At 53.4% G+C, this 21038-nt stretch carries 17 protein-coding genes; 9 read left to right on the top strand and 8 right to left on the bottom strand.

Going from position 1 to position 21038, the window contains the following annotated elements:
• Positions 1–16 precede the first annotated feature (16 nt).
• Entirely contained in the window at positions 17–1201 is a 1185-nt protein-coding gene (locus OGW13_RS16450; protein ID WP_044258577.1) for an acetyl-CoA C-acetyltransferase, read from the top strand.
• A 192-nt stretch (positions 1202–1393) separates the two neighbouring features.
• Complete coding sequence (locus OGW13_RS16445; protein WP_061069843.1) at positions 1394–2149, top strand: MurR/RpiR family transcriptional regulator; 756 nt, start codon at positions 1394–1396, stop codon at positions 2147–2149.
• A gap of 94 nt (positions 2150–2243) precedes the next feature.
• Here OGW13_RS16445 and OGW13_RS16440 read toward each other — a convergent pair whose 3' ends face one another.
• The 5 genes from OGW13_RS16440 to gyrA form a co-directional block, all read right to left on the bottom strand.
• Positions 2244–3260 (bottom strand): Gfo/Idh/MocA family protein, encoded by a 1017-nt coding sequence (locus OGW13_RS16440; RefSeq protein WP_287116296.1) that lies wholly within the window; start codon positions 3258–3260, stop codon positions 2244–2246.
• A gap of 11 nt (positions 3261–3271) precedes the next feature.
• A complete protein-coding gene (srlE, locus tag OGW13_RS16435) occupies positions 3272–4288 on the bottom strand; it encodes a PTS glucitol/sorbitol transporter subunit IIB (protein WP_044266195.1) in 1017 nt (338 codons plus the stop codon).
• The gene (locus tag OGW13_RS16430) at positions 4269–4667 is read right to left on the bottom strand and encodes a PTS glucitol/sorbitol transporter subunit IIA (RefSeq protein WP_043000058.1); all 399 of its coding nucleotides are present in this window, start codon (positions 4665–4667) and stop codon (positions 4269–4271) included. The genes srlE and OGW13_RS16430 overlap by 20 nt, the downstream gene beginning before the upstream one ends.
• Positions 4668–4676: 9 nt before the next feature.
• Positions 4677–5198, bottom strand: coding sequence for a PTS glucitol/sorbitol transporter subunit IIC (srlA, locus tag OGW13_RS16425; RefSeq protein WP_042317872.1), 522 nt, complete (start codon positions 5196–5198; stop codon positions 4677–4679).
• A 356-nt stretch (positions 5199–5554) separates the two neighbouring features.
• The gene (gene gyrA / locus OGW13_RS16420; protein ID WP_044266198.1) at positions 5555–8191 is read right to left on the bottom strand and encodes a DNA topoisomerase (ATP-hydrolyzing) subunit A; all 2637 of its coding nucleotides are present in this window, start codon (positions 8189–8191) and stop codon (positions 5555–5557) included.
• Positions 8192–8337: 146 nt separating this feature from the next.
• Here gyrA and ubiG point away from each other — a divergent pair, with 146 nt between their 5' ends.
• The 4 genes from ubiG (at position 8338) to yfaE (ending at position 13267) form a co-directional block, all read left to right on the top strand.
• Positions 8338–9066: a bifunctional 2-polyprenyl-6-hydroxyphenol methylase/3-demethylubiquinol 3-O-methyltransferase UbiG gene (gene ubiG / locus OGW13_RS16415; RefSeq protein WP_287116295.1), complete on the top strand. Its 729-nt coding sequence runs from the start codon at positions 8338–8340 to the stop codon at positions 9064–9066.
• 416 nt (positions 9067–9482) lie between these two features.
• A complete protein-coding gene (gene nrdA / locus OGW13_RS16410) occupies positions 9483–11768 on the top strand; it encodes a class 1a ribonucleoside-diphosphate reductase subunit alpha (protein ID WP_044258561.1) in 2286 nt (761 codons plus the stop codon).
• 114 nt (positions 11769–11882) lie between these two features.
• Entirely contained in the window at positions 11883–13013 is a 1131-nt protein-coding gene (nrdB, locus tag OGW13_RS16405; protein ID WP_042317865.1) for a class Ia ribonucleoside-diphosphate reductase subunit beta, read from the top strand.
• On the top strand, positions 13013–13267 hold the full coding sequence (gene yfaE / locus OGW13_RS16400) for a ferredoxin-like diferric-tyrosyl radical cofactor maintenance protein YfaE (RefSeq protein ID WP_043000054.1): 255 nt from the start codon (positions 13013–13015) through the stop codon (positions 13265–13267). Before nrdB ends, yfaE begins: the two co-directional genes overlap by 1 nt.
• Positions 13268–13273: 6 nt before the next feature.
• On the opposite strand, the gene inaA is transcribed toward yfaE, so the two are convergent.
• The 3 genes from inaA to glpT all read right to left on the bottom strand — a co-directional run bounded on the left by inaA (position 13274) and on the right by glpT (position 16579).
• A complete protein-coding gene (gene inaA, locus OGW13_RS16395; protein WP_054175983.1) occupies positions 13274–13924 on the bottom strand; it encodes a lipopolysaccharide kinase InaA in 651 nt (216 codons plus the stop codon).
• A 215-nt stretch (positions 13925–14139) separates the two neighbouring features.
• On the bottom strand, positions 14140–15216 hold the full coding sequence (glpQ, locus tag OGW13_RS16390; RefSeq protein WP_287116294.1) for a glycerophosphodiester phosphodiesterase: 1077 nt from the start codon (positions 15214–15216) through the stop codon (positions 14140–14142).
• 4 nt (positions 15217–15220) lie between these two features.
• A complete protein-coding gene (gene glpT / locus OGW13_RS16385) occupies positions 15221–16579 on the bottom strand; it encodes a glycerol-3-phosphate transporter (RefSeq protein WP_044258558.1) in 1359 nt (452 codons plus the stop codon).
• A gap of 273 nt (positions 16580–16852) precedes the next feature.
• Here glpT and glpA point away from each other — a divergent pair, with 273 nt between their 5' ends.
• The 3 genes from glpA to glpC are packed head-to-tail and all read left to right on the top strand — an operon-like array spanning position 16853 to position 20917.
• Positions 16853–18481, top strand: coding sequence for an anaerobic glycerol-3-phosphate dehydrogenase subunit A (glpA, locus tag OGW13_RS16380; RefSeq protein ID WP_287116293.1), 1629 nt, complete (start codon positions 16853–16855; stop codon positions 18479–18481).
• Positions 18471–19730 (top strand): glycerol-3-phosphate dehydrogenase subunit GlpB, encoded by a 1260-nt coding sequence (glpB, locus tag OGW13_RS16375; RefSeq protein ID WP_287116292.1) that lies wholly within the window; start codon positions 18471–18473, stop codon positions 19728–19730. The genes glpA and glpB overlap by 11 nt, the downstream gene beginning before the upstream one ends.
• Entirely contained in the window at positions 19727–20917 is a 1191-nt protein-coding gene (glpC, locus tag OGW13_RS16370; RefSeq protein ID WP_043000049.1) for an anaerobic glycerol-3-phosphate dehydrogenase subunit GlpC, read from the top strand. The genes glpB and glpC overlap by 4 nt, the downstream gene beginning before the upstream one ends.
• Positions 20918–21038 lie beyond the last annotated feature (121 nt).

Raw genomic sequence — 21038 nt, 5'->3', positions numbered from 1 at the left:
TTTTAAGGAACAGAAGATGAAAAATTGTGTCATCGTCAGCGCAGTACGTACCGCCATCGGCAGCTTCAACGGCGCGCTGGCCACCACCAGTGCCATCGAACTTGGCGCGACTGTGATTAGCGCCGCGCTGGAACGCGCGCAACTCGACCCGCAACGTGTGGATGAAGTGATCATGGGCAACGTGTTGCAGGCCGGTCTGGGACAAAACCCGGCGCGGCAGGCACTGTTAAAAAGCGGCCTTAGCGAAACCGTCTGCGGGTTTACCGTCAACAAAGTCTGCGGTTCAGGGCTCAAAAGCGTCGCACTGGCCGCCCAGGCAATTCAGGCCGGTCAGGCACAGGCGCTGGTTGCTGGCGGCATGGAAAACATGAGTCTGGCCCCCTATCTGCTGGATGCGAAAGCCCGCTGGGGTTATCGCCTCGGCGACGGCCAGTTGTCGGATGTGATTCTGCGTGACGGTCTGCTCTGTGCCACCCATGGTTATCACATGGGGATCACCGCCGAAAACGTCGCCCGTGAATACGGTATCAGCCGCGACATGCAGGATGAGCTCGCACTGCTCTCTCAGCAAAAAGCGGTCGCCGCCATCCATTCTGGCGCCTTTGAGGCCGAAATTGTGCCGGTCAGCGTCACGTCGCGTAAAAAAACCATTGTCTTTGACCGCGACGAATTCCCCAAGGCTGACTCAACAGCAGAAGGTCTTGCGGCACTGCGTCCGGCATTTGATAAGGCCGGCACCGTCACCGCTGGCAACGCCTCTGGGATCAACGACGGCGCGGCCGCGCTGGTGGTCATGGAAGAATCTGCCGCACTGGCGGCAGGACTGAAACCGCTGGCACGCATTAAGGCATATGCCAGCGGCGGCGTCGCGCCAGCGCTGATGGGGATGGGGCCGGTACCCGCCACGCAGAAAGCCCTGAAACAATGCGGATTGCAGCTTTCCGATATCGATCTGATTGAAGCCAATGAGGCGTTTGCCGCGCAGTTCCTTGCCGTCGGCAAGACGCTGGGCTTCGACCCACAAAAGGTGAACGTGAACGGTGGCGCGATTGCGCTTGGGCATCCGATCGGCGCCAGCGGCGCGCGGATCCTGGTGACATTGCTGCATGCGCTTTCCGCCAGGGATAAAACGCTGGGTCTGGCAACGCTGTGCATCGGCGGCGGTCAGGGCATTGCAATGATTGTGGAAAGGATGAATTAATCCCTGGGGTCCCCTGGTTAGACACTAAATCCTTCGAGTCGCAGGACAACAGGCAGCAGGCATTTTGAACAACGCTTGCGCTGGCTTAAAGGGACGAGGCTCATGGACGAGCCGGATCGCTCCATCGCCAACACAGAGGCTGCTTGAAGGATAAAGTGTATCTGTCATAATAAACAAAACCGAGGGACCTCAATGAACATTATCGAACAACTTCAGTTACTGGTAAAAACAGGTACGCACGCGGAGCAAACAATTAGCCGTTACATTCTGGCTACATTATCGGGCGCGGAAAAACTGACGTCGACGGCAATTTCAAAAAAGACGCAAACCAGCCAACCCTCCATTGTTCGCTTTGCGCAATCTCTCGGTTATACCGGCTTTACTTCATTTAAATATGATTTAATTAAGTGTCTGCGCAGCGCACCTGAGGCACTGCTTCCGGCCCAGGCAACGAAAAACAATGTTATTCTTGGCGAGTTTATTAATAATAATAACCCTGCGGCCCTTAATACTTTCTTTGAAATTATTAATTCCAGCCGTAACCTCTATTTCTGTCATCCGCGAGAACTGAGTTCATTACTCAGCAATATCATTCAGGATTATAGTGATATTGGCAAAGTCTGCATTCCCGTAGAGTACCAGAATGCCCATTTATTGCTGACAAACACCTTGACGGATTGTGATTCCGTGATCCTGCTTCCTGGACTCAAAGATGAGCCGGATAATCAACTCATTACCTTGATTCGCGAGCATGAGGCCGCCTCACTGGCAGTCGCCTGCCATCAGAGCGGCGCGACGCTTGCCGATGTAACCTTATATACGCCTCAGTCCAGCGTCAGCCCCCTCAGTTTCGCCGCACTGAAAATGTCTTTACACACGCTTTTTTTCCACGCGCTGCAATATTGCTATCTGAATATGAATAATGAAAAGGCGCCTCATAAACAATGATCATCGACCGGGTTGAGGGGGAATAACGAACCCTGCCTTAATCAAAGAAATTAAAGCCAGCAAAACGGTTTATGAGGCGTAAACCACCGATGAGTTATAACTGCACAATACGTCCTGTCGATAACGAATGATGTACGGCTTCACATATTAACGTCGCCTGCAACCCATCATCAGCGGTTGCCAGATAAGGGGTATCAAATAATATGTGCTCAACAAAATCATGTATTGGCTGAATCCCATAGCCACTGGCTTTATTATTAACGTAATTAATAAAATTATAATTTGGCGTTGCACTGCGCTGAGGGGTGAACATTTCATATCCCCGCAACTGCGCATCGGCGCGATAATAGTTATTCTCGGTAATAACAAAACTACGCCCATCGTTTGCTTTGGGAAATGAAGGTGGTAAGCACCACCCCACTTCAACGGTCCATTGCGCGCCATTATCAAAGGTGACAAACGACTGAATGGTATCCCAGGAATCAACGCCTTCCGCCACCAGCTTCTTCTTCTGCCCTATCGCATAGACGCTCACCGCATTGGCACCGTTCATATAATATCTAATCAAATCAAAACAATGCGTTCCGAGAAAATGAACGGGAGAACTCTCATTCGCCCATGACAGCCAGTTTTTCGGCACGTCGATAATATCGTCCATGCTCATATAGCCACGCAGGACCTGACCGGTTTCGGGTTTCAGCAGCTCATTGTGAATATGCTGTGCCATCCCGTCCCAACGCTTGTGGTAATCAACGCCAATCTTCACTCCTTGTTGCTGCGCACAGCGGATGATTTCCCGACATTCCGCTGACGTTGTCGCCATCGGTTTCTCAATCAGCACATGTTTGCCCGCCCTGATGGCTTCAATCGTGGCATCAAAGTGGAACGGATCCGGCGTCGCGATTGATATCAGATCAACGTCCGTCGCGGCAAACAACTCTGCCAGCGAGGCATAACCAGGCACCTGAAACTCCGCCGCAACGTTGGCGCGGATGTCCGGATTGATCTCGCAAAACCCCACCAGGTTCACCCACGGATTATAGTGATACGCATTGATATGATGTTTGCCATAAATACCGGCCCCCACCACCGCGGCATTGATTTTGTTCATTACACATTTCCTCAGTTAAACAAGCCAAACGAAAACAGATAACCGATGGCCACCGCCAGAGGCGCGGTAATCATCCGTGACAGCAAGAAAGAGGGCACGCCAAGACGAATGGTTTTCTCTTTCGCCTCCTGCATGGAAAGCCCAACGGGAATGAAATCGGCGCCGACCTGGACGTTAATCGCGAACAGCGCCGGCAACGCCATCAGCGGTGAAACCACCCCGCTACCGATTAGCGTTCCTACCAGCACACCAACGACCTGCGCAATCGCCGCGCCAGGAGCCAGAATGGGAGAGATGAAGGGCAGACCACAAATAATCGCAATCACAAACAAACCGGTTAACGATCCGGCAAGCGGCGACAGCGCATTCCCGGTCCACTGACCAATCGCGGTCTCCTGAACCAGAGCGATCAGAACCGAGATAAAGGCCATAAAGGGGATCACGTTTTTAATACACAACTCGACCGATTCACGCGCCGAGGAGTAGAGCAGGCTGACAAAGTTACCGATTCCCGTCGCAAAACGCGTCATCAACTCCAGCGCGGTGTTGGTCGCGGAACCGCGTGGTTTTGCCTCCACGCGTTCGTGAGCCACGGCACAGGCATGGTCTGCCGGGAGAGGATCACTGAGCTCAACGTTTTCCTCCCCGGTTACCGGTTGATTAATGGTTTCAATCAGCGAAAGCGATTCAAGACTGACATCAGAGATGTAAATATCTTCGGTGATATATTTCGCCAGCGGCCCCATCGCACCGGTAGGGAGTACGTTGATTGTCTTGATTCTTTTCTGCGGATAAATGCCGCAGCGCAGTGAACCGCCACAGTTGATGACCACACAAAGGATTTTCTTATCATCCGGCATGGCGTCAAAGCCGTTAACCACGGTCATTTCCAGCATTTCACCCAGTTTTTTCGCGACCGGATCAATGGTTTTGCCGGTAAGCGACAGGATGACCATGCGGGTATCGCGAGATAAATACATGTCATCGCCAATCCCTGAATGACCTTTTTTAATCAGTACGGTTTTCATTGGTTTTCCTCATTATTGTCAATGGGCCAATCAATTCATTTACGGATGGAGAACAATGACTGTTAACGTGTAATGAACCATAGGCTATTGGCTTTTCAGCCCCGTCAAATACCACTGTCACATGACCTAACTCGCATAAATTTTGCCATGCGGCCTCTCCCCAGCAGGTTATATTCCAGGTCTGATTATTAATCTGCAGAACATAATCCATTGTTTTTTGTAATGGGGTAACATCACAAACAATATTCTTAATGACCAGGACATAATCGAGATAATCTTCCGGAGCATGGTCATTAAAGGTAATCAACATGCCATTAAGCAGTCCCTCTTCCACTTTTCTTCCAGCCTTTACGACGTCAGCCGAAAATAGTACTTTCATTGTTTTCCCTTATTCCTGATTAAGTTCGCGTTTCTCCAGCCGGGTGAAGATATATTCCGTCAGAAAACCACGGATAAAACCGAGTAGAATACCCGCAGCGATATAGCGTAATGCCAGGTCGGCAACCGGTAGATCGAGTCGCGTCAGGCCAGCGGCGACGCCCAGCCAGATAAAGAGTTCAGATGGCACAATGTGTGGGAACAGAGAGGTCAGCGGGTGTACGGTGCTGCCCAGCGCATCCTGATAAGCGGGTTTACAACGTTCGGGCAGAAATTTACCCATCGTCAGCGCACCCGGACTGCTAAGAAAGAACCAGGCAAAACTCGGCAAAATTCCATAGGTTAATATTTTTGACTTCCCCATCAGGGTGGCGACTTTTTCCATTCGCTGTTGGCCAATTAATTTCATAATAAAATTAACGGTCAAAATTAAGGTTATCAGCATCGGAATGGTACTGACGATCATCCCGGAGAATATCTTACCTGCGCTCTGGAAAAGATGGATAAAGCCTTCTGCTATTTCAACTATCATAGTTAACTCCCAACGTGTAGGTATAAGTATATTCATCCGTCAGAAGTGTATTGACAGATGAAGGCAGCCAACGCTTTTGTCTTTAAGAATTCAGATGATGTTATTTAATAATTTTTCAGTTCTCCTGGCAGTAAGGGCTCGTAAATATCGCGGTTTGGTAACAGGAAAGTTAACGGGAAATGGCTGCACAAACAGTGAGCACCTTCACAGAGTTATAATTATTCATTTTATTTTGTATTTTTATACATAAAAGGCAAAATCACCGGACAGGACCTTTTGACAAGGGGAAATGGTGAATTCAGGATGAAAAAAAGGGAGGCAGCGCCTCCCTTTTGTGCAGTCGTTAGACTCGCCGATTACTCGTCAGCGTCATCGGCGACATCGTCGTCGGTTTCCGCTTCCGGGGCGATATCATCATCCCCTTCCGCCGCGCTACCGTCGATGGAGTCGAGTTCTTCGTCATCCACCGGCTCAGCCACACGCTGCAGACCCACCACGTTTTCATCTTCCGCCGTACGGATGAGGATCACGCCCTGAGTATTACGTCCTACCACGCTGATTTCCGACACGCGAGTACGCACCAGCGTACCGGCATCGGTGATCATCATGATCTGGTCGCAATCATCAACCTGCACCGCGCCAACAACAGAGCCGTTGCGCTCGGTCACTTTGATAGAGATAACGCCCTGCGTCGCACGGGACTTGGTCGGATACTCTTCCGCCGCCGTACGCTTACCGTAACCATTTTGCGTCACGGTCAGGATCGCGCCTTCACCACGTGGAATAATCAGGGAGACGACTTTGTCTTCGCCCGCCAGCTTGATGCCTCGTACGCCAGTCGCAGTACGGCCCATCGCACGGACGGCGTCCTCTTTAAAGCGCACCACTTTACCCGCCGCCGAGAACAGCATGACTTCGTCAGAACCGGAGGTCAGATCCACACCAATCAGTTCGTCGCCATCGTTCAGGTTCACCGCAATGATACCGGCAGAACGCGGACGGCTGAATTCGGTCAGCGCGGTTTTCTTCACCGTACCGCTGGCAGTCGCCATAAAGACGTTCACGCCCTCTTCGTACTCACGAACCGGCAGGATAGCGGTAATACGTTCGTCGGCTTCCAGCGGCAGCAGGTTGACGATCGGACGGCCACGCGCACCACGGCTCGCTTCTGGCAGTTGATAAACCTTCATCCAGTACAGACGACCCCGGCTGGAGAAGCAGAGGATCGTGTCATGGGTGTTGGCCACCAGCAGACGGTCAATAAAGTCTTCTTCTTTAATACGTGCAGCCGATTTGCCTTTCCCACCACGACGTTGTGCTTCGTAGTCGGTCAGCGGCTGATACTTCACGTAGCCCTGGTGAGACAGGGTCACAACTACATCTTCCTGGTTGATCAGATCTTCGATATTGATATCAGCGCTATTCGCGGTGATTTCGGTACGACGCTCATCGCCAAACTGATCGCGGATCAGCTCCAGCTCTTCGCGAATCACTTCCATCAGGCGATCGGCGCTGCCCAGAATGTGCAGCAGTTCCGCGATCTGTTCCAGCAGCTCTTTGTATTCATCGAGCAGTTTTTCATGCTCAAGGCCGGTCAGTTTCTGCAGACGCAGATCCAGAATCGCCTGGGCCTGCTGTTCTGTCAGGTAGTACTGACCGTCACGCACGCCGAATTCTGGCTCCAGCCATTCCGGACGCGCAGCGTCGTCACCAGCACGTTCCAGCATCGCAGCCACGTTGCCCAGATCCCACGGACGTGCGATCAATGCGGCTTTCGCTTCCGACGGGGTCGGCGCACGACGAATCAGCTCAATGATCGGGTCGATGTTCGCCAGCGCAATCGCCAGTGCTTCAAGGATATGCGCACGATCGCGGGCTTTACGCAGTTCGAAAATGGTACGGCGGGTCACCACTTCACGGCGGTGGCGCACAAACGCTGAAATGATGTCTTTCAGGTTCATGATCTTCGGCTGACCATGGTGCAGTGCCACCATGTTGATACCGAAAGAGACCTGCAGTTGAGTCTGGGAGTAGAGGTTGTTCAGTACCACTTCCCCGACCGCGTCGCGCTTAACTTCAATCACGATGCGCATACCGTCTTTGTCAGACTCGTCACGCAGCGCGCTGATGCCTTCAACGCGTTTGTCTTTTACCAGTTCCGCGATTTTCTCGATCAGGCGCGCTTTGTTCACCTGATACGGAATTTCATGCACGATAATGGTTTCACGACCGGTTTTCGCGTCTACTTCCACTTCCGCGCGGGCACGGATGTACACTTTACCGCGACCGGTACGATAAGCTTCTTCAATACCGCGACGACCGTTGATGATCGCCGCCGTCGGGAAGTCCGGACCCGGGATGTATTCCATCAGCCCTTCAATGCTGATGTCTTCATTGTCAATATACGCCAGGCAGCCGTTAACCACTTCCGTCAGGTTGTGTGGCGGGATGTTGGTCGCCATCCCTACTGCGATACCGGACGAACCGTTTACCAACAGGTTCGGGATTTTGGTCGGCATAACGTCAGGGATTTTTTCCGTGCCGTCATAGTTGTCGACAAAATCAACCGTCTCTTTTTCCAGATCGGCCATTAACTCATGGGCAATCTTCGCCAGACGGATTTCCGTATAACGCATCGCCGCCGCGGAATCGCCATCGATGGAACCGAAGTTCCCCTGGCCATCCACCAGCATATATCGCAGCGAGAACGGCTGAGCCATACGGACAATGGTGTCGTATACCGCAGAGTCGCCATGCGGGTGGTATTTACCGATTACGTCACCAACGACACGGGCTGATTTCTTATAGGCTTTGTTCCAGTCATTGCCCAATACGTTCATGGCGTAAAGTACGCGACGGTGTACCGGCTTCAGGCCATCTCGGACATCCGGCAGCGCACGGCCAACAATGACCGACATCGCATAATCCAGATAAGAGTTCTTCAGCTCTTCCTCAATGTTGACCGGTGTAATTTCTCTCGCAAGGTCGCTCATCTAACCGCTATCCCTCTACTGTATCCCGGATTCAAAGGTCGCAAATTATAACACAACCGCAGAGATTGAGGTAAACCAATAAGCTTTATTCACCCGCGTGGACTGATATACTCCTGTCACTAGCCCTATAAGGAGTAAAAGCCCCGATGAATGCCGTAAAACCACCGGTAAACCACAATGTTGACCATGAAGAAATTGCCAAGTTTGAAGCAGTCGCGTCGCGCTGGTGGGATCTGGAAGGCGAATTTAAGCCGTTGCATCGCATTAACCCGCTGCGGCTGGGTTATATTGCTGAACGCTCAGGCGGCCTGTTTGGTAAAAAGGTGCTCGACGTCGGCTGCGGCGGCGGCATTCTGGCAGAGAGCATGGCGCGTGAAGGCGCCACAGTGACCGGTCTGGACATGGGGTTTGAGCCCTTGCAGGTAGCAAAACTGCATGCGCTGGAAAGTGGTATTCAGATGGATTACGTGCAGGAAACCGTGGAAGAACACGCGGCAAAACATGCCCATCAGTATGACGTGGTAACCTGTATGGAGATGCTGGAACATGTGCCCGATCCGCAATCGGTGGTTCGCGCCTGCGCACAACTGGTGAAACCCGGCGGCGAGGTGTTCTTCTCAACGCTCAACCGTAATGGCAAATCCTGGTTGATGGCGGTTGTCGGTGCGGAATATATTTTACGCATGGTGCCGAAAGGGACCCATGATGTGAAGAAATTTATTAAACCTGCGGAGCTGCTAGGTTGGGTGGATCAGACGGTCTTGCAGGAGCGCCATATGACCGGGTTGCACTACAACCCTATCACCAACACCTTCAAGCTTGGCCCTGGCGTTGATGTGAACTATATGGTGCATACCACCGCAAAAGCGGAATAAGCCCCCTGCCTGATGGCGCTTCGCTTATCAGGCCTACAAAGATGTGCCTGTAGGCCGGATACAACATTACTGTCGCCATCCGGCTTACAAAAATTGCGCCAGATCATGAGAACTTTCTACACCTTCGTTGAAGAAATCAGCACTCGATCAAATTATCTATTTTTTTTATGAATTATTGACATCCCCGCCAGGCCTTATGCGACGTGCACTTAGCCTTTCTTACCCTTTTGCAACCTCAATTTAACCTCAAAATCAACTCTTGTGCTGAAAAGAATCCCTACTAGAATACTCACCATATAGCGTTTACTTTAACACTCAACCCCTACATGTAGTATTTATCCACAGAGTTAGTCACAAGGTGGCATTGTGGATAATGCAGGGGATATTTTTTCTTTCACGGACAGGTAAAAAACCACATGAATCAGAGTCTGCTGGTGACAAAGCGTGATGGTAGTACAGAGCGCATCAATCTCGACAAAATCCATCGGGTTCTGGATTGGGCGGCAGAAGGACTGAATAACGTATCGATCTCTCAGGTCGAACTGCGCTCCCACATCCAGTTTTATGACGGTATCAAGACCTCCGATATCCATGAAACGATCATTAAAGCGGCGGCGGACCTGATCTCCCGCGATGCGCCGGATTATCAGTATCTGGCTGCGCGTCTGGCGATTTTCCATCTGCGTAAAAAAGCCTACGGCGAATTTGAACCGCCGAAACTGTTTGACCATGTGGTGAAAATGGTTGAAATGGGCAAATACGACAATCATCTGCTGGAAGACTACACGGAAGAAGAGTTCAAGCAGATGGACTCGTTCATCGTACACGACCGTGATATGACCTTCTCCTACGCCGCCGTTAAGCAGCTGGAAGGGAAATATCTGGTACAAAACCGTGTCACCGGTGAGATCTACGAAAGCGCCCAGTTCCTCTATATTCTGGTAGCAGCCTGCCTGTTCTCGAATTACCCGCGCGAAACCCGTCTGGAATACGTCAAACGTTTTTATGACGCGGTGTCGACGTTCAAAATTTCTCTGCCGACGCCGATCATGTCCGGCGTTCGTACCCCGACGCGTCAGTTCAGCTCTTGCGTGCTGATCGAGTGCGGCGACAGCCTGGACTCGATCAACGCCACCTCCAGCGCGATTGTGAAATACGTTTCCCAGCGTGCTGGTATCGGTATCAACGCCGGTCGTATCCGTGCGCTGGGCAGCCCGATTCGCGGCGGCGAAGCGTTCCACACCGGCTGTATCCCGTTCTACAAGCACTTCCAGACCGCCGTGAAATCCTGCTCTCAGGGCGGTGTACGCGGTGGTGCGGCCACGCTGTTCTACCCGATGTGGCATCTGGAAGTGGAAAGCCTGCTGGTATTGAAAAACAACCGTGGCGTGGAAGGCAACCGCGTGCGTCACATGGACTACGGCGTACAAATCAACAAACTGATGTACACCCGTCTGCTGAAAGGGGAAGACATTACCCTGTTCAGCCCGTCCGACGTCCCTGGCCTGTATGATGCGTTCTTCGCCGATCAGGACGAGTTCGAGCGTCTGTACACGAAATATGAGAAAGACGACAGCATCCGCAAACAGCGTGTCAAAGCCGTTGAACTGTTCTCGCTGATGATGCAGGAACGCGCCTCTACGGGGCGTATCTATATTCAAAACGTTGACCACTGCAACACCCATAGCCCGTTCGATCCGCAGGTCGCGCCGGTGCGCCAGTCCAACCTGTGTCTGGAAATCGCGCTGCCAACCAAACCGCTGATGGATGTGAACGACGAAAACGGTGAAATCGCCCTGTGTACGCTCTCCGCGTTCAACCTGGGAGCAATCAACAGCCTCGAGGAACTGGAAGAGCTGGCGGTACTGGCCGTTCGTGCCCTTGATGCGCTGTTAGATTATCAGGACTACCCGATCCCGGCCGCCAAACGTGGTGCGATGGGGCGTCGTACGCTGGGTATTGGCGTGATTAACTACGCTTACTATCTGGCGAAGCACGGCGTACGTTACTCCGACGGCAGCGCCAACAACCTGACGCACAAAACGTTTGAAGCCATTCAGTACTATCTGCTGAAGGCCTCTAACGAACTGGCGATTGAACAAGGCGCCTGCCCATGGTTTAACGAAACCACCTACGCACAGGGCATTCTGCCGATCGATACTTACAAGAAAGATCTGGATGCCATCACCAGTGAACCGCTGCATCATGACTGGGAAGCGCTTCGTGAGTCCATCAAGACCCACGGTCTGCGTAACTCAACGCTCTCTGCCCTGATGCCGTCCGAGACCTCTTCGCAGATCTCGAACGCCACTAACGGTATTGAGCCGCCGCGCGGTTACGTCAGCATTAAAGCGTCGAAAGACGGTATCCTGCGTCAGGTGGTGCCGGACTACGAGCACCTGGGCAACGCCTATGAGCTGCTGTGGGAAATGCCGGGGAATGACGGTTATCTGCAACTGGTCGGGATTATGCAGAAGTTTATCGATCAGTCGATTTCAGCCAACACCAATTACGATCCGTCGCGCTTCCCGTCCGGAAAAGTGCCGATGCAGCAGTTGCTCAAAGACCTGCTCACCGCCTATAAGTTCGGGGTCAAAACGCTGTATTATCAGAACACCCGCGACGGCGCGGAAGATGCCCAGGACGATCTGGTGCCATCCATTCAGGACGATGGCTGCGAAAGCGGCGCATGTAAGATTTAATCTGTTGCCGGATGGCGGCGAAAAGCCTCATCCGGCCTACAAAATCAATCGGATGTTGTAGGCCGGATAAGCGAAGCGCCATCCGGCATTACACAGCTGACAGGACTCACTTCAATGGCATACACCACATTTTCACAGACGAAAAACGATCAACTGCTGGAGCCGATGTTTTTTGGTCAGCCGGTTAACGTGGCCCGCTACGATCAGCAAAAATATGACATCTTCGAAAAGCTGATCGAAAAACAACTCTCCTTCTTCTGGCGTCCTGAAGAGGTTGACGTTTCACGCGACCGCATCGACTACCAGGCGCTGCCAGAGCATGAAAAACACATTTTTATCAGCAATCTGAAGTACCAGACGCTGCTGGATTCTATTCAGGGGCGTAGCCCGAACGTGGCACTGCTGCCGCTGATCTCTATTCCGGAACTGGAAACCTGGGTCGAAACCTGGGCCTTCTCCGAAACCATTCACTCGCGCTCTTACACCCATATCATTCGTAATATCGTTAACGATCCGGCTATTGTGTTTGATGACATCGTCACCAACGAGCAGATCCAGAAACGTGCGGAAGGCATTTCCAGCTATTACGATGAGCTGATTGAGATGACCAGCTACTGGCACCTGCTGGGCGAAGGGACACACACCGTGAACGGCAAAACCGTCACCGTGAACCTGCGTGCGCTGAAGAAAAAACTGTATCTGTGCCTGATGAGCGTCAACGCGCTGGAAGCAATCCGCTTCTACGTCAGCTTCGCCTGCTCATTCGCTTTCGCCGAGCGTGAACTGATGGAAGGCAACGCTAAAATCATTCGCCTGATTGCCCGTGACGAAGCGCTGCACTTGACTGGCACTCAGCACATGCTGAACCTGTTGCGCAGCGGCGTTGACGATCCGGAAATGGCGGAAATTGCCGAAGAGTGTAAGCAGGAGTGCTATGACCTGTTTGTGCAGGCCGCCCTGCAGGAAAAAGAGTGGGCAGACTATCTGTTCCGCGACGGTTCAATGATCGGCCTGAACAAAGACATTCTGTGCCAGTACGTCGAATACATCACCAACATTCGTATGCAGGCGGTCGGTCTGGATCTGCCGTTCCAGACCCGTTCCAACCCGATCCCGTGGATCAACACCTGGCTGGTGTCCGATAACGTTCAGGTGGCCCCGCAGGAAGTGGAAGTGAGTTCTTATCTGGTCGGGCAGATCGACTCTGAAGTCGATACCGACGATCTGAGTAACTTCCAGCTCTGATGGGACGCGTCACACTGCGCATCACTGGCACACAGTTGCTGTGCCAGGATGAACACCCTTCCCTGCTCGCCGCGCTTGAATCGCACAACGTTGAAGTGGAATATCAGTGCCGCGAAGGCTATTGCGGCTCTTGCCGCTGCCGTCTGGTTGCAGGTCAAGTGGACTGGATCGCCGAGCCGTTAGCATTCATTCAGCCCGGCGAAATTTTGCCCTGCTGTTGCAGGGCAAAAGGCGACATCGAAATTGAGATGTAGCGCGCGTTACAGCGCGTAGTAATACGCTTTCACCTGTTCCCAGTCCGCTTTCGGGATGGGACTCAGGTACTTCTCAAGCTGAGAGAAGTCATGGTGCGCCGCTTTATGGCGGCGCAAACGACGACGGCTTTTTTCCAGATCTAAAAACCCGGCTTCTACCGTCCCTTCCGTTTTCACATAGATATGTCTTACGTAGCAGCAGCCGTGCTGACGATTGACGCTGTGCATCTTTTTAAAGGCCAGCGCGACCGCGTTTAGCATTGCATCTCGCACCTCATCAGGATACGGCGTCACTGTATGCTGTTTATACCACTCCTCGATGCTCACAAAGCCTTTCATATCTTCGGTGATCAGCAGCGCACGCCATTCACCGTTAACTTTTGTCGCGTTGCCATAGACAATTTTCGGCACGATAACGCCCGCGCGGGCCAGTTCGTTGATCACCTCGATTTCGCGCACAATCGTCGGACGTCCGAAAGGATAGCGTACCGAGTGAAACAGGTGTTGTGTCATCCGCTTCACATACAATTTCTTCCCGTCACGTTCGATGCATTGCACACCGCTCATCCCTTTGCGTCGATAATTCGGTTCTTCGACCCAATCGCCTTCCGTTGCCCACCAGCTCTCAAACTCATCCTGCACTGCTGCCTGCGCCATTGTGACCATCCGTTACAGTAACGACATAAATTATTTATCGAACAAATATAAATCTTCTTCTTAAGGAAATCTTAAGAAATTAATGATCGGCTACGGACTTCTTGATCTGACGTGTGCTTTTTTGCATTAAACCGGCAGGAAAAGAGATAAAAAAACTGCACCTTACTCAGCGGTTGCCCGCCTTTGGGGTGCAGTGGAGAGGGATAACGCGGTTGTTACTCTTTACGTAAGAACATCACCGCTTTGTCGGGGAAGTCGGTGAACAGCCCGTCCACGCCCGCTTTGTTGTAGAGGATGTCGTACAGCTGATTCACATCCGTCGTGTACTCCGGCAACTGATCGGCGCGCACCGTATAAGGATGAACCGCCATCTTATTCTGGTGGGCCTCTTTCACCATATCTGTCAGGACGATATTGCCTTTCGTCGACTTCTCGTCAATCAGCATGTGGTAATCCGGACCGATGCCGTCCGCATATTCCGCCACCTGCTTCATCGCCCCGGGTTTAAACATCCAGTCGTAGTTGTAATTGACCCAACTGCCGTCCGGCTGCTTCTCCTGGGTTTCATTCCAGTCGGTATAGGCAATCAACTGCACCAGGTTCAGATCCATCCCCATTTTAGGTTCCAGCTCATTTTTGATGCGCTTGAGTTCTGCTACATCAAAACTTTGCAGATAGACTTTGTCCTGCTTGTCGCTGTAACCGTACTGTTTCAGCACTTCCAGGGTCTTCATCGCAATGTCCTTCCCTTCCTGATGATGGAACCACGGCGCTTTGATCTCCGGATAGATACCGATGTTCTTGCCGGTAGAATGGTTCAGTCCCTGAACAAACTCGATCTCTTCAGCAAAGGTATGCACGCGGAAATCCGATTTACCCATCGGGAAACGGCCAGGATAGGTTTGCACCTTCTTGCCATTTGCCAGATCAAACCCTTCGGTAAATTTCAGAGATTTGATTTCGTCCAGCGTAAAGTCGATGGCGTAATAACGACCGTCTTTGCGCGCACGATCCGGAAAACGCTCGGCGACATCCGTCACGCGATCAAGATAGTGGTCATGCAGGACGACCAGTTGGTCGTCTTTCGTCATCACCAGATCCTGTTCCAGATAATCCGCCCCCTGCGCGTAGGCCATCGCTTTCGCGGGCAGCGTATGCTCCGGTAGGTAGCCGCTCGCGCCACGGTGGGCAATCACAACTTTATCCGTGTTGCTGGCGGCCAGGGCATGACTTCCCATTACCGCGCCCGCCATCATCAGCGTCAGGCTCAGGTTTTTCAGTGTTTTTTTCATTCACTTAGCCCCCGTTGCGTTTCAGTTGCATCTCAGCATGGTGGCGTTTTTCGCCGATCATCACCACAATCAACAGAATCACCGCCAGAATGCTGCCGCCGATCATCACCATGAAACCGCCGTCCCAGCCGAAGAAGTCCACGGTGTAGCCGACGATGGCGCTGGCCGCCACGGAACCGCCGAGGTAACCAAACAGGCCGGTAAAGCCCGCTGCCGTCCCTGCGGCTTTTTTCGGTGCCAGTTCCAGCGCATGCAGACCAATCAGCATCACCGGACCGTAAATCAGGAAGCCGATCACAATCATACAAACCATATCGACGGTCGGGTTACCTGCCGGGTTCATCCAGTAAACGATGGTAGCGATCGTCACCAGGGTCATAAAGAACACACCGGTCGCGCCACGGTTACCACGGAACACTTTGTCCGACATCCAGCCGCACAGCAGCGTGCCAGGGATCCCTGCATATTCATAGAAGAAGTAGGCCCAGGAGGATTTATCCAGCGCAAAGTGCTTCACTTCTTTCAGATAGGTTGGAGACCAGTCGAGAATGCCGTAACGCAGCAGATAAACGAACACGTTCGCAATCGCGATGTACCACAACAGTTTATTCGGCAGAACGTACTGCATGAAGATCTGCTTCGCGGTCAGCTCTTCTTCCGCTTTCTCGTTGTAGTCGTCCGGATAGTCGTTTTTGTACTCTTCGATGGGCGGCAGGCCACAGGATTGCGGCGTATCACGCATCAGCGCGAAAGCGAAAATAGCCACCAGAATGGCGCCGAACGCTGGCATATACAGGGCAGCTTTCCAGTCGTTAAACCAGGCCATCCCGAGCAGGAACAGCAGCGGAGGGATCCCGCCACCGACGTTATGCGCACAGTTCCAGACGGAGACAATCCCGCCACGTTCCTTCTGCGACCACCAGTGCACCATGGTACGTCCGCACGGCGGCCAGCCCATTCCCTGGAACCATCCGCAGAGGAACAACAGCACGAACATAATGGCAATGCTCGATGTCGCCCACGGTACAAAGCCCATGAACAGCATCACTGCCGCGGCCAGAATCAGACCGGCTGGCAGGAAAACGCGCGGATTCGAGCGATCCGAAACCGACCCCATGATGAATTTCGAAAATCCGTAGGCAATAGAGATCCCCGACAAGGCAAAACCTAAATCACCGCGTGAAAACCCCTGCTCGACCAGGTAAGGCATTGCAAGGGCAAAGTTCTTGCGCACCAGATAGTACGCGGCATAGCCAAAGAATATCCCCAGGAATATTTGCCAGCGAAGCCGGCGGTATGTCGGATCGATCTCCGCTGCAGGCAAGCGAGCTTTATGCGCCGCTGGTTTAAAAATACTCAACATAATGTAGCCTCCGTGGCCCGTCTTTTATAAGTAGTAAACACCGCAGGTGGTACACGCAACCCCCGCTGCTTCCAGTGTTGGTCGCGATGTTATGCAAAGATACATGCCGTGAATGTGAATTACAGCACATATTGTTACAGATTTATGATGAATGTTCAGAAAGGCGCACGAAATCACGTTTCATTTTCGAATTATGAGCGAATATGCGCGAAATCAAACAAATCATGCTTTTTATGTGGCTAAATGATAAAAAACGAACTGTGAGGGAAAACAATGAAAACTCGCGACTCGCAAACCAGTGACGTGATTATCATTGGGGGTGGTGCCACTGGCGCAGGGATTGCCCGCGACTGCGCGCTGCGTGGACTCCGTGTTATTTTAGTCGAGCGTCATGATATTGCGACCGGAGCGACCGGTCGTAACCATGGGCTGCTGCACAGCGGCGCGCGTTATGCGGTGACTGACGCCGAATCTGCCCGCGAATGCATCAGCGAAAACCAAATTCTGAAACGTATCGCCCGCCACTGCGTTGAGCCGACAGACGGTCTGTTTATTACCCTGCCCGAAGATGAGCTTTCCTTTCAGGCCACCTTTATCCGTGCCTGTCAAGAAGCGGGCATTCGGGCAGAAGCGATCGATCCGCAACAGGCGCGGATTATCGAACCGTCGGTGAATCCACAGCTGATCGGCGCGGTCAAAGTGCCGGACGGAACGGTCGATCCGTTCCGCCTGACTGCAGCCAACATGCTTGATGCGAAAGAGCACGGTGCCATTATCCTGACCGCCCACGAAGTGACGGGGTTGATCCGTGAAGGCGCGACCGTTAGCGGTGTCCATGTGCGCAACCATCTCAATGGCGAAACGCAAACGCTGCATGCGCCGGTGGTGGTGAACGCCGCCGGGATCTGGGGACAGCGGATCGCGGAATATGCCGATTTGAGTATCCGCATGTTCCCGGCGAAAGGGTCGCTGCTCATTATGGACCACCGCATCAACCAGCACGTCATTAACCGCTGCCGCAAGCCTTCCGACGCCGATATTCTGGTACCCGGCGATACCATTTCGCTGATTGGCACCACCTCAACCCACATTGATTACAATGATATCGACAGCAACCGCGTCACCGCCGATGAGGTCGATATTCTGCTGCGCGAAGGTGAAAAGCTGGCGCCGATCATGGCGAAAACGCGCATTCTGCGCGCCTACTCCGGGGTGCGTCCACTGGTGGCAAGCGATGACGATCCCAGCGGTCGTAACGTCAGTCGCGGCATTGTGCTGTTCGATCACGCGAAACGCGACGGCCTGGACGGGTTTATCACGATTACCGGCGGCAAACTGATGACTTATCGTCTAATGGCGGAATGGGCCACCGACGCGGTCTGCCGGAAACTGGGTAACACGCGTCCTTGCATCACTGCAGACACGCCGCTACCGGGCTCGCAGGAACCCACGGAAAGCACGCTGAAGCGCGTGATCTCTCTGCCAGCCCCACTGCGAGGCTCCGCGGTGTATCGCCACGGCGACCGTACGCCAGCATGGCTGAGTCATGGTCGTCAGCACCGCAGTCTGGTCTGTGAATGTGAAGCCGTCACCGCGGGTGAAGTGCAGTACGCCGTCGAAAATTTAAACGTCAACAGCCTGCTTGATCTCCGTCGTCGCACCCGCGTGGGGATGGGCACCTGTCAGGGCGAGCTCTGCGCCTGCCGTGCCGCCGGGTTGCTGCAACGCTTTAACATCACCACCGCTGCGCAGTCCATTACCCAGTTGTCAGACTTCCTCAACGAACGCTGGAAAGGCGTACAACCGATCGCCTGGGGTGATGCCCTGCGCGAAAGCGAATTTACCCGCTGGGTATACCAGGGATTATGTGGTCTGGAAAAGGAGCCTCGCGATGAGATTTGATACGGTCATAATGGGCGGCGGTCTTGCCGGACTGCTGTGCGGACTGCAGTTGCAAAAGAGCGGATTACGCTGTGCGGTGGTCACTCGCGGTCAGAGCGCGCTGCACTTCTCTTCCGGCTCGCTGGATCTGCTCAGCGCGCTACCGGACGGGCAACCAGTGAATGACATCACTGCCGGTCTGGACGCCCTGCGCGAACAGGCCCCAACACATCCCTACGCCACGCTGGGTACGCAACGCGTTCTGACACTCGCTGAACAGACACAGGCGCTGCTGGAAGCCTCCGGCGCGCATTTGCAAGGCGAGGTTCGGCAGTCACATCAGCGGGTCACCCCGCTCGGCACACTGCGTTCGACCTGGCTCAGTTCACCGGAAGTCCCTGTCTGGCCGCTGGCGGCAAAACGCCTTTGTGTGGTGGGCATTAGCGGCTTACTCGATTTTCAGGCGCACCTGGCGGCGGCCTCTTTACGTCAGCAGGATCTGACGGTTGAAACCGCCGAAATCGACCTGCCGGAACTGGACGTGTTGCGTGACAACGCCACCGAATTTCGGGCGGTGAATATTGCGCGTTTTCTGGATAACGAAGATAAATGGCCCTTGTTGTATGACGCGCTGTTGCCGATCGCAAAAACCTGCGAAATGATCATCATGCCCGCCTGCTTTGGTCTGGCGGATGACCGCCTCTGGCGCTGGCTCAATGAGCGTCTGCCATGCTCGCTCATGCTACTGCCTACGCTACCGCCATCGGTGCTGGGGATCCGTCTGCATAACCAGTTGCAGCGTCAGTTCGTCCGTCAGGGCGGGATCTGGATGCCAGGCGATGAGGTGAAGAAAGTCACCTGCAAAAATGGCGTGGTGAGCGAAATCTGGACGCGCAACCACGCGGACATTCCGCTACGCCCGTGTTTCGCGGTGCTTGCCAGCGGGAGTTTCTTTAGCAGCGGCCTGCTTGCCGAACGTGAAGGGATCCGCGAACCGATTCTGGGACTGGATGTTCAGCAAACGGCGACCCGCGCCGAATGGTATCAACGCGATTTCTTTGACGCGCAACCCTGGCAACAGTTTGGCGTCACCACTGATGAGGCGCTGCGCCCGTCGTTGGCCGGACAAACCGTAGACAACCTCTATGCGATTGGCTCGGTTCTCGGCGGATTCGACCCCATTGCCCAGGGATGCGGAGGTGGCGTCTGCGCAGTCACCGCGTTACATGCCGCCCATCACATTGCAGCACGTGCAGGAGGTGAGCAATGAGCGATACGAGTTTTGAAAGTTGCATCAAATGCACGGTCTGTACTACCGCCTGTCCGGTCAGCCGTGTGAATCCAGGTTACCCGGGCCCCAAACAGGCCGGTCCCGACGGCGAGCGCCTGCGTCTGAAAGATGGCGCGCTGTACGACGACGCGCTGAAATATTGCATTAACTGCAAACGCTGCGAAGTGGCCTGCCCGTCTGACGTCAAAATCGGCGATATCATTCAGCGCGCGCGGGCAAAATATGACACCTCCACCCCGTCGCTGCGTAACTTTATCTTAAGCCACACCGATCTGATGGGCAGTGTTTCCACCCCGTTCGCGCCGGTGGTCAACACGGCAACGTCACTGAAACCGGTGCGCCAGTTGCTCGATTACGCGCTGAAAATCGACCATCGCCGGACGTTGCCAAAATACTCTTTCGGCACCTTCCGCCGCTGGTATCGCAGCGTGGCGGCCCAGCAGGCACAGTACAACGATCAGGTTGCCTTCTTCCACGGTTGTTTTGTGAATTACAACCATCCGCAGCTCGGCAAAGATTTGATCAAAGTGCTGAACGCGATGGGCACCGGCGTCCAGTTATTGAGTAAAGAGAAGTGCTGCGGCGTGCCGCTGATTGCCAACGGGTTCACCGACAAGGCGCGTAAACAGGCGGTGACTAACGTCGAATCACTGCGTGAAGCGATTGGCGTGAAGGGGATTCCGGTCATTGCCACTTCCTCGACCTGTACTTTTGCGCTGCGTGACGAGTACCCGGAAGTGCTGGACGTCGACAACAGCGGTCTGCGGGAACATATCGAACTGGCAACCCGCTGGCTGTGGCGAAAACTGGACGAAGGAAAAACCCTGCCGCTGAAGCCGTTACCGTTAAAAGTGGTGTATCACACGCCGTGCCATATGGAAAAAATGGGCTGGACGCTGTACACCCTTGAACTGTTACGCCGCATTCCGGGGCTGGAACTCACGGTGCTGGATTCTCAGTGCTGCGGAATAGCTGGTACCTACGGCTTTAAAAAAGAGAACTATCCTACCTCGCAAGCCATCGGCGCACCGCTGTTTAAACAGATTGAAGACAGCGGCGCGGATATTGTGGTGACCGACTGCGAGACCTGCAAATGGCAAATCGAGATGTCCACCAGCAAACGCTGCGAACATCCGATCACCCTGTTGGCGAAAGCATTAGGCTAAATGACTCGCCCGGCGGCACGGTGCCCCGGGCGTTTTTGCGTTTAGCCTTCCACAAAATTGAATACGTTACCGTCGTACGTATTTATCTCCCGTCCCTCTTCGCAAAGACTGAATTTCGGGC

The sequence above is a fragment of the Citrobacter sp. Ca225 genome (genome assembly GCF_030337175.1).
Taxonomy (GTDB): Bacteria; Pseudomonadota; Gammaproteobacteria; order Enterobacterales; family Enterobacteriaceae; genus Citrobacter_A; species Citrobacter_A amalonaticus.
This window is presented reverse-complemented; position numbering and strand designations above follow the sequence as displayed.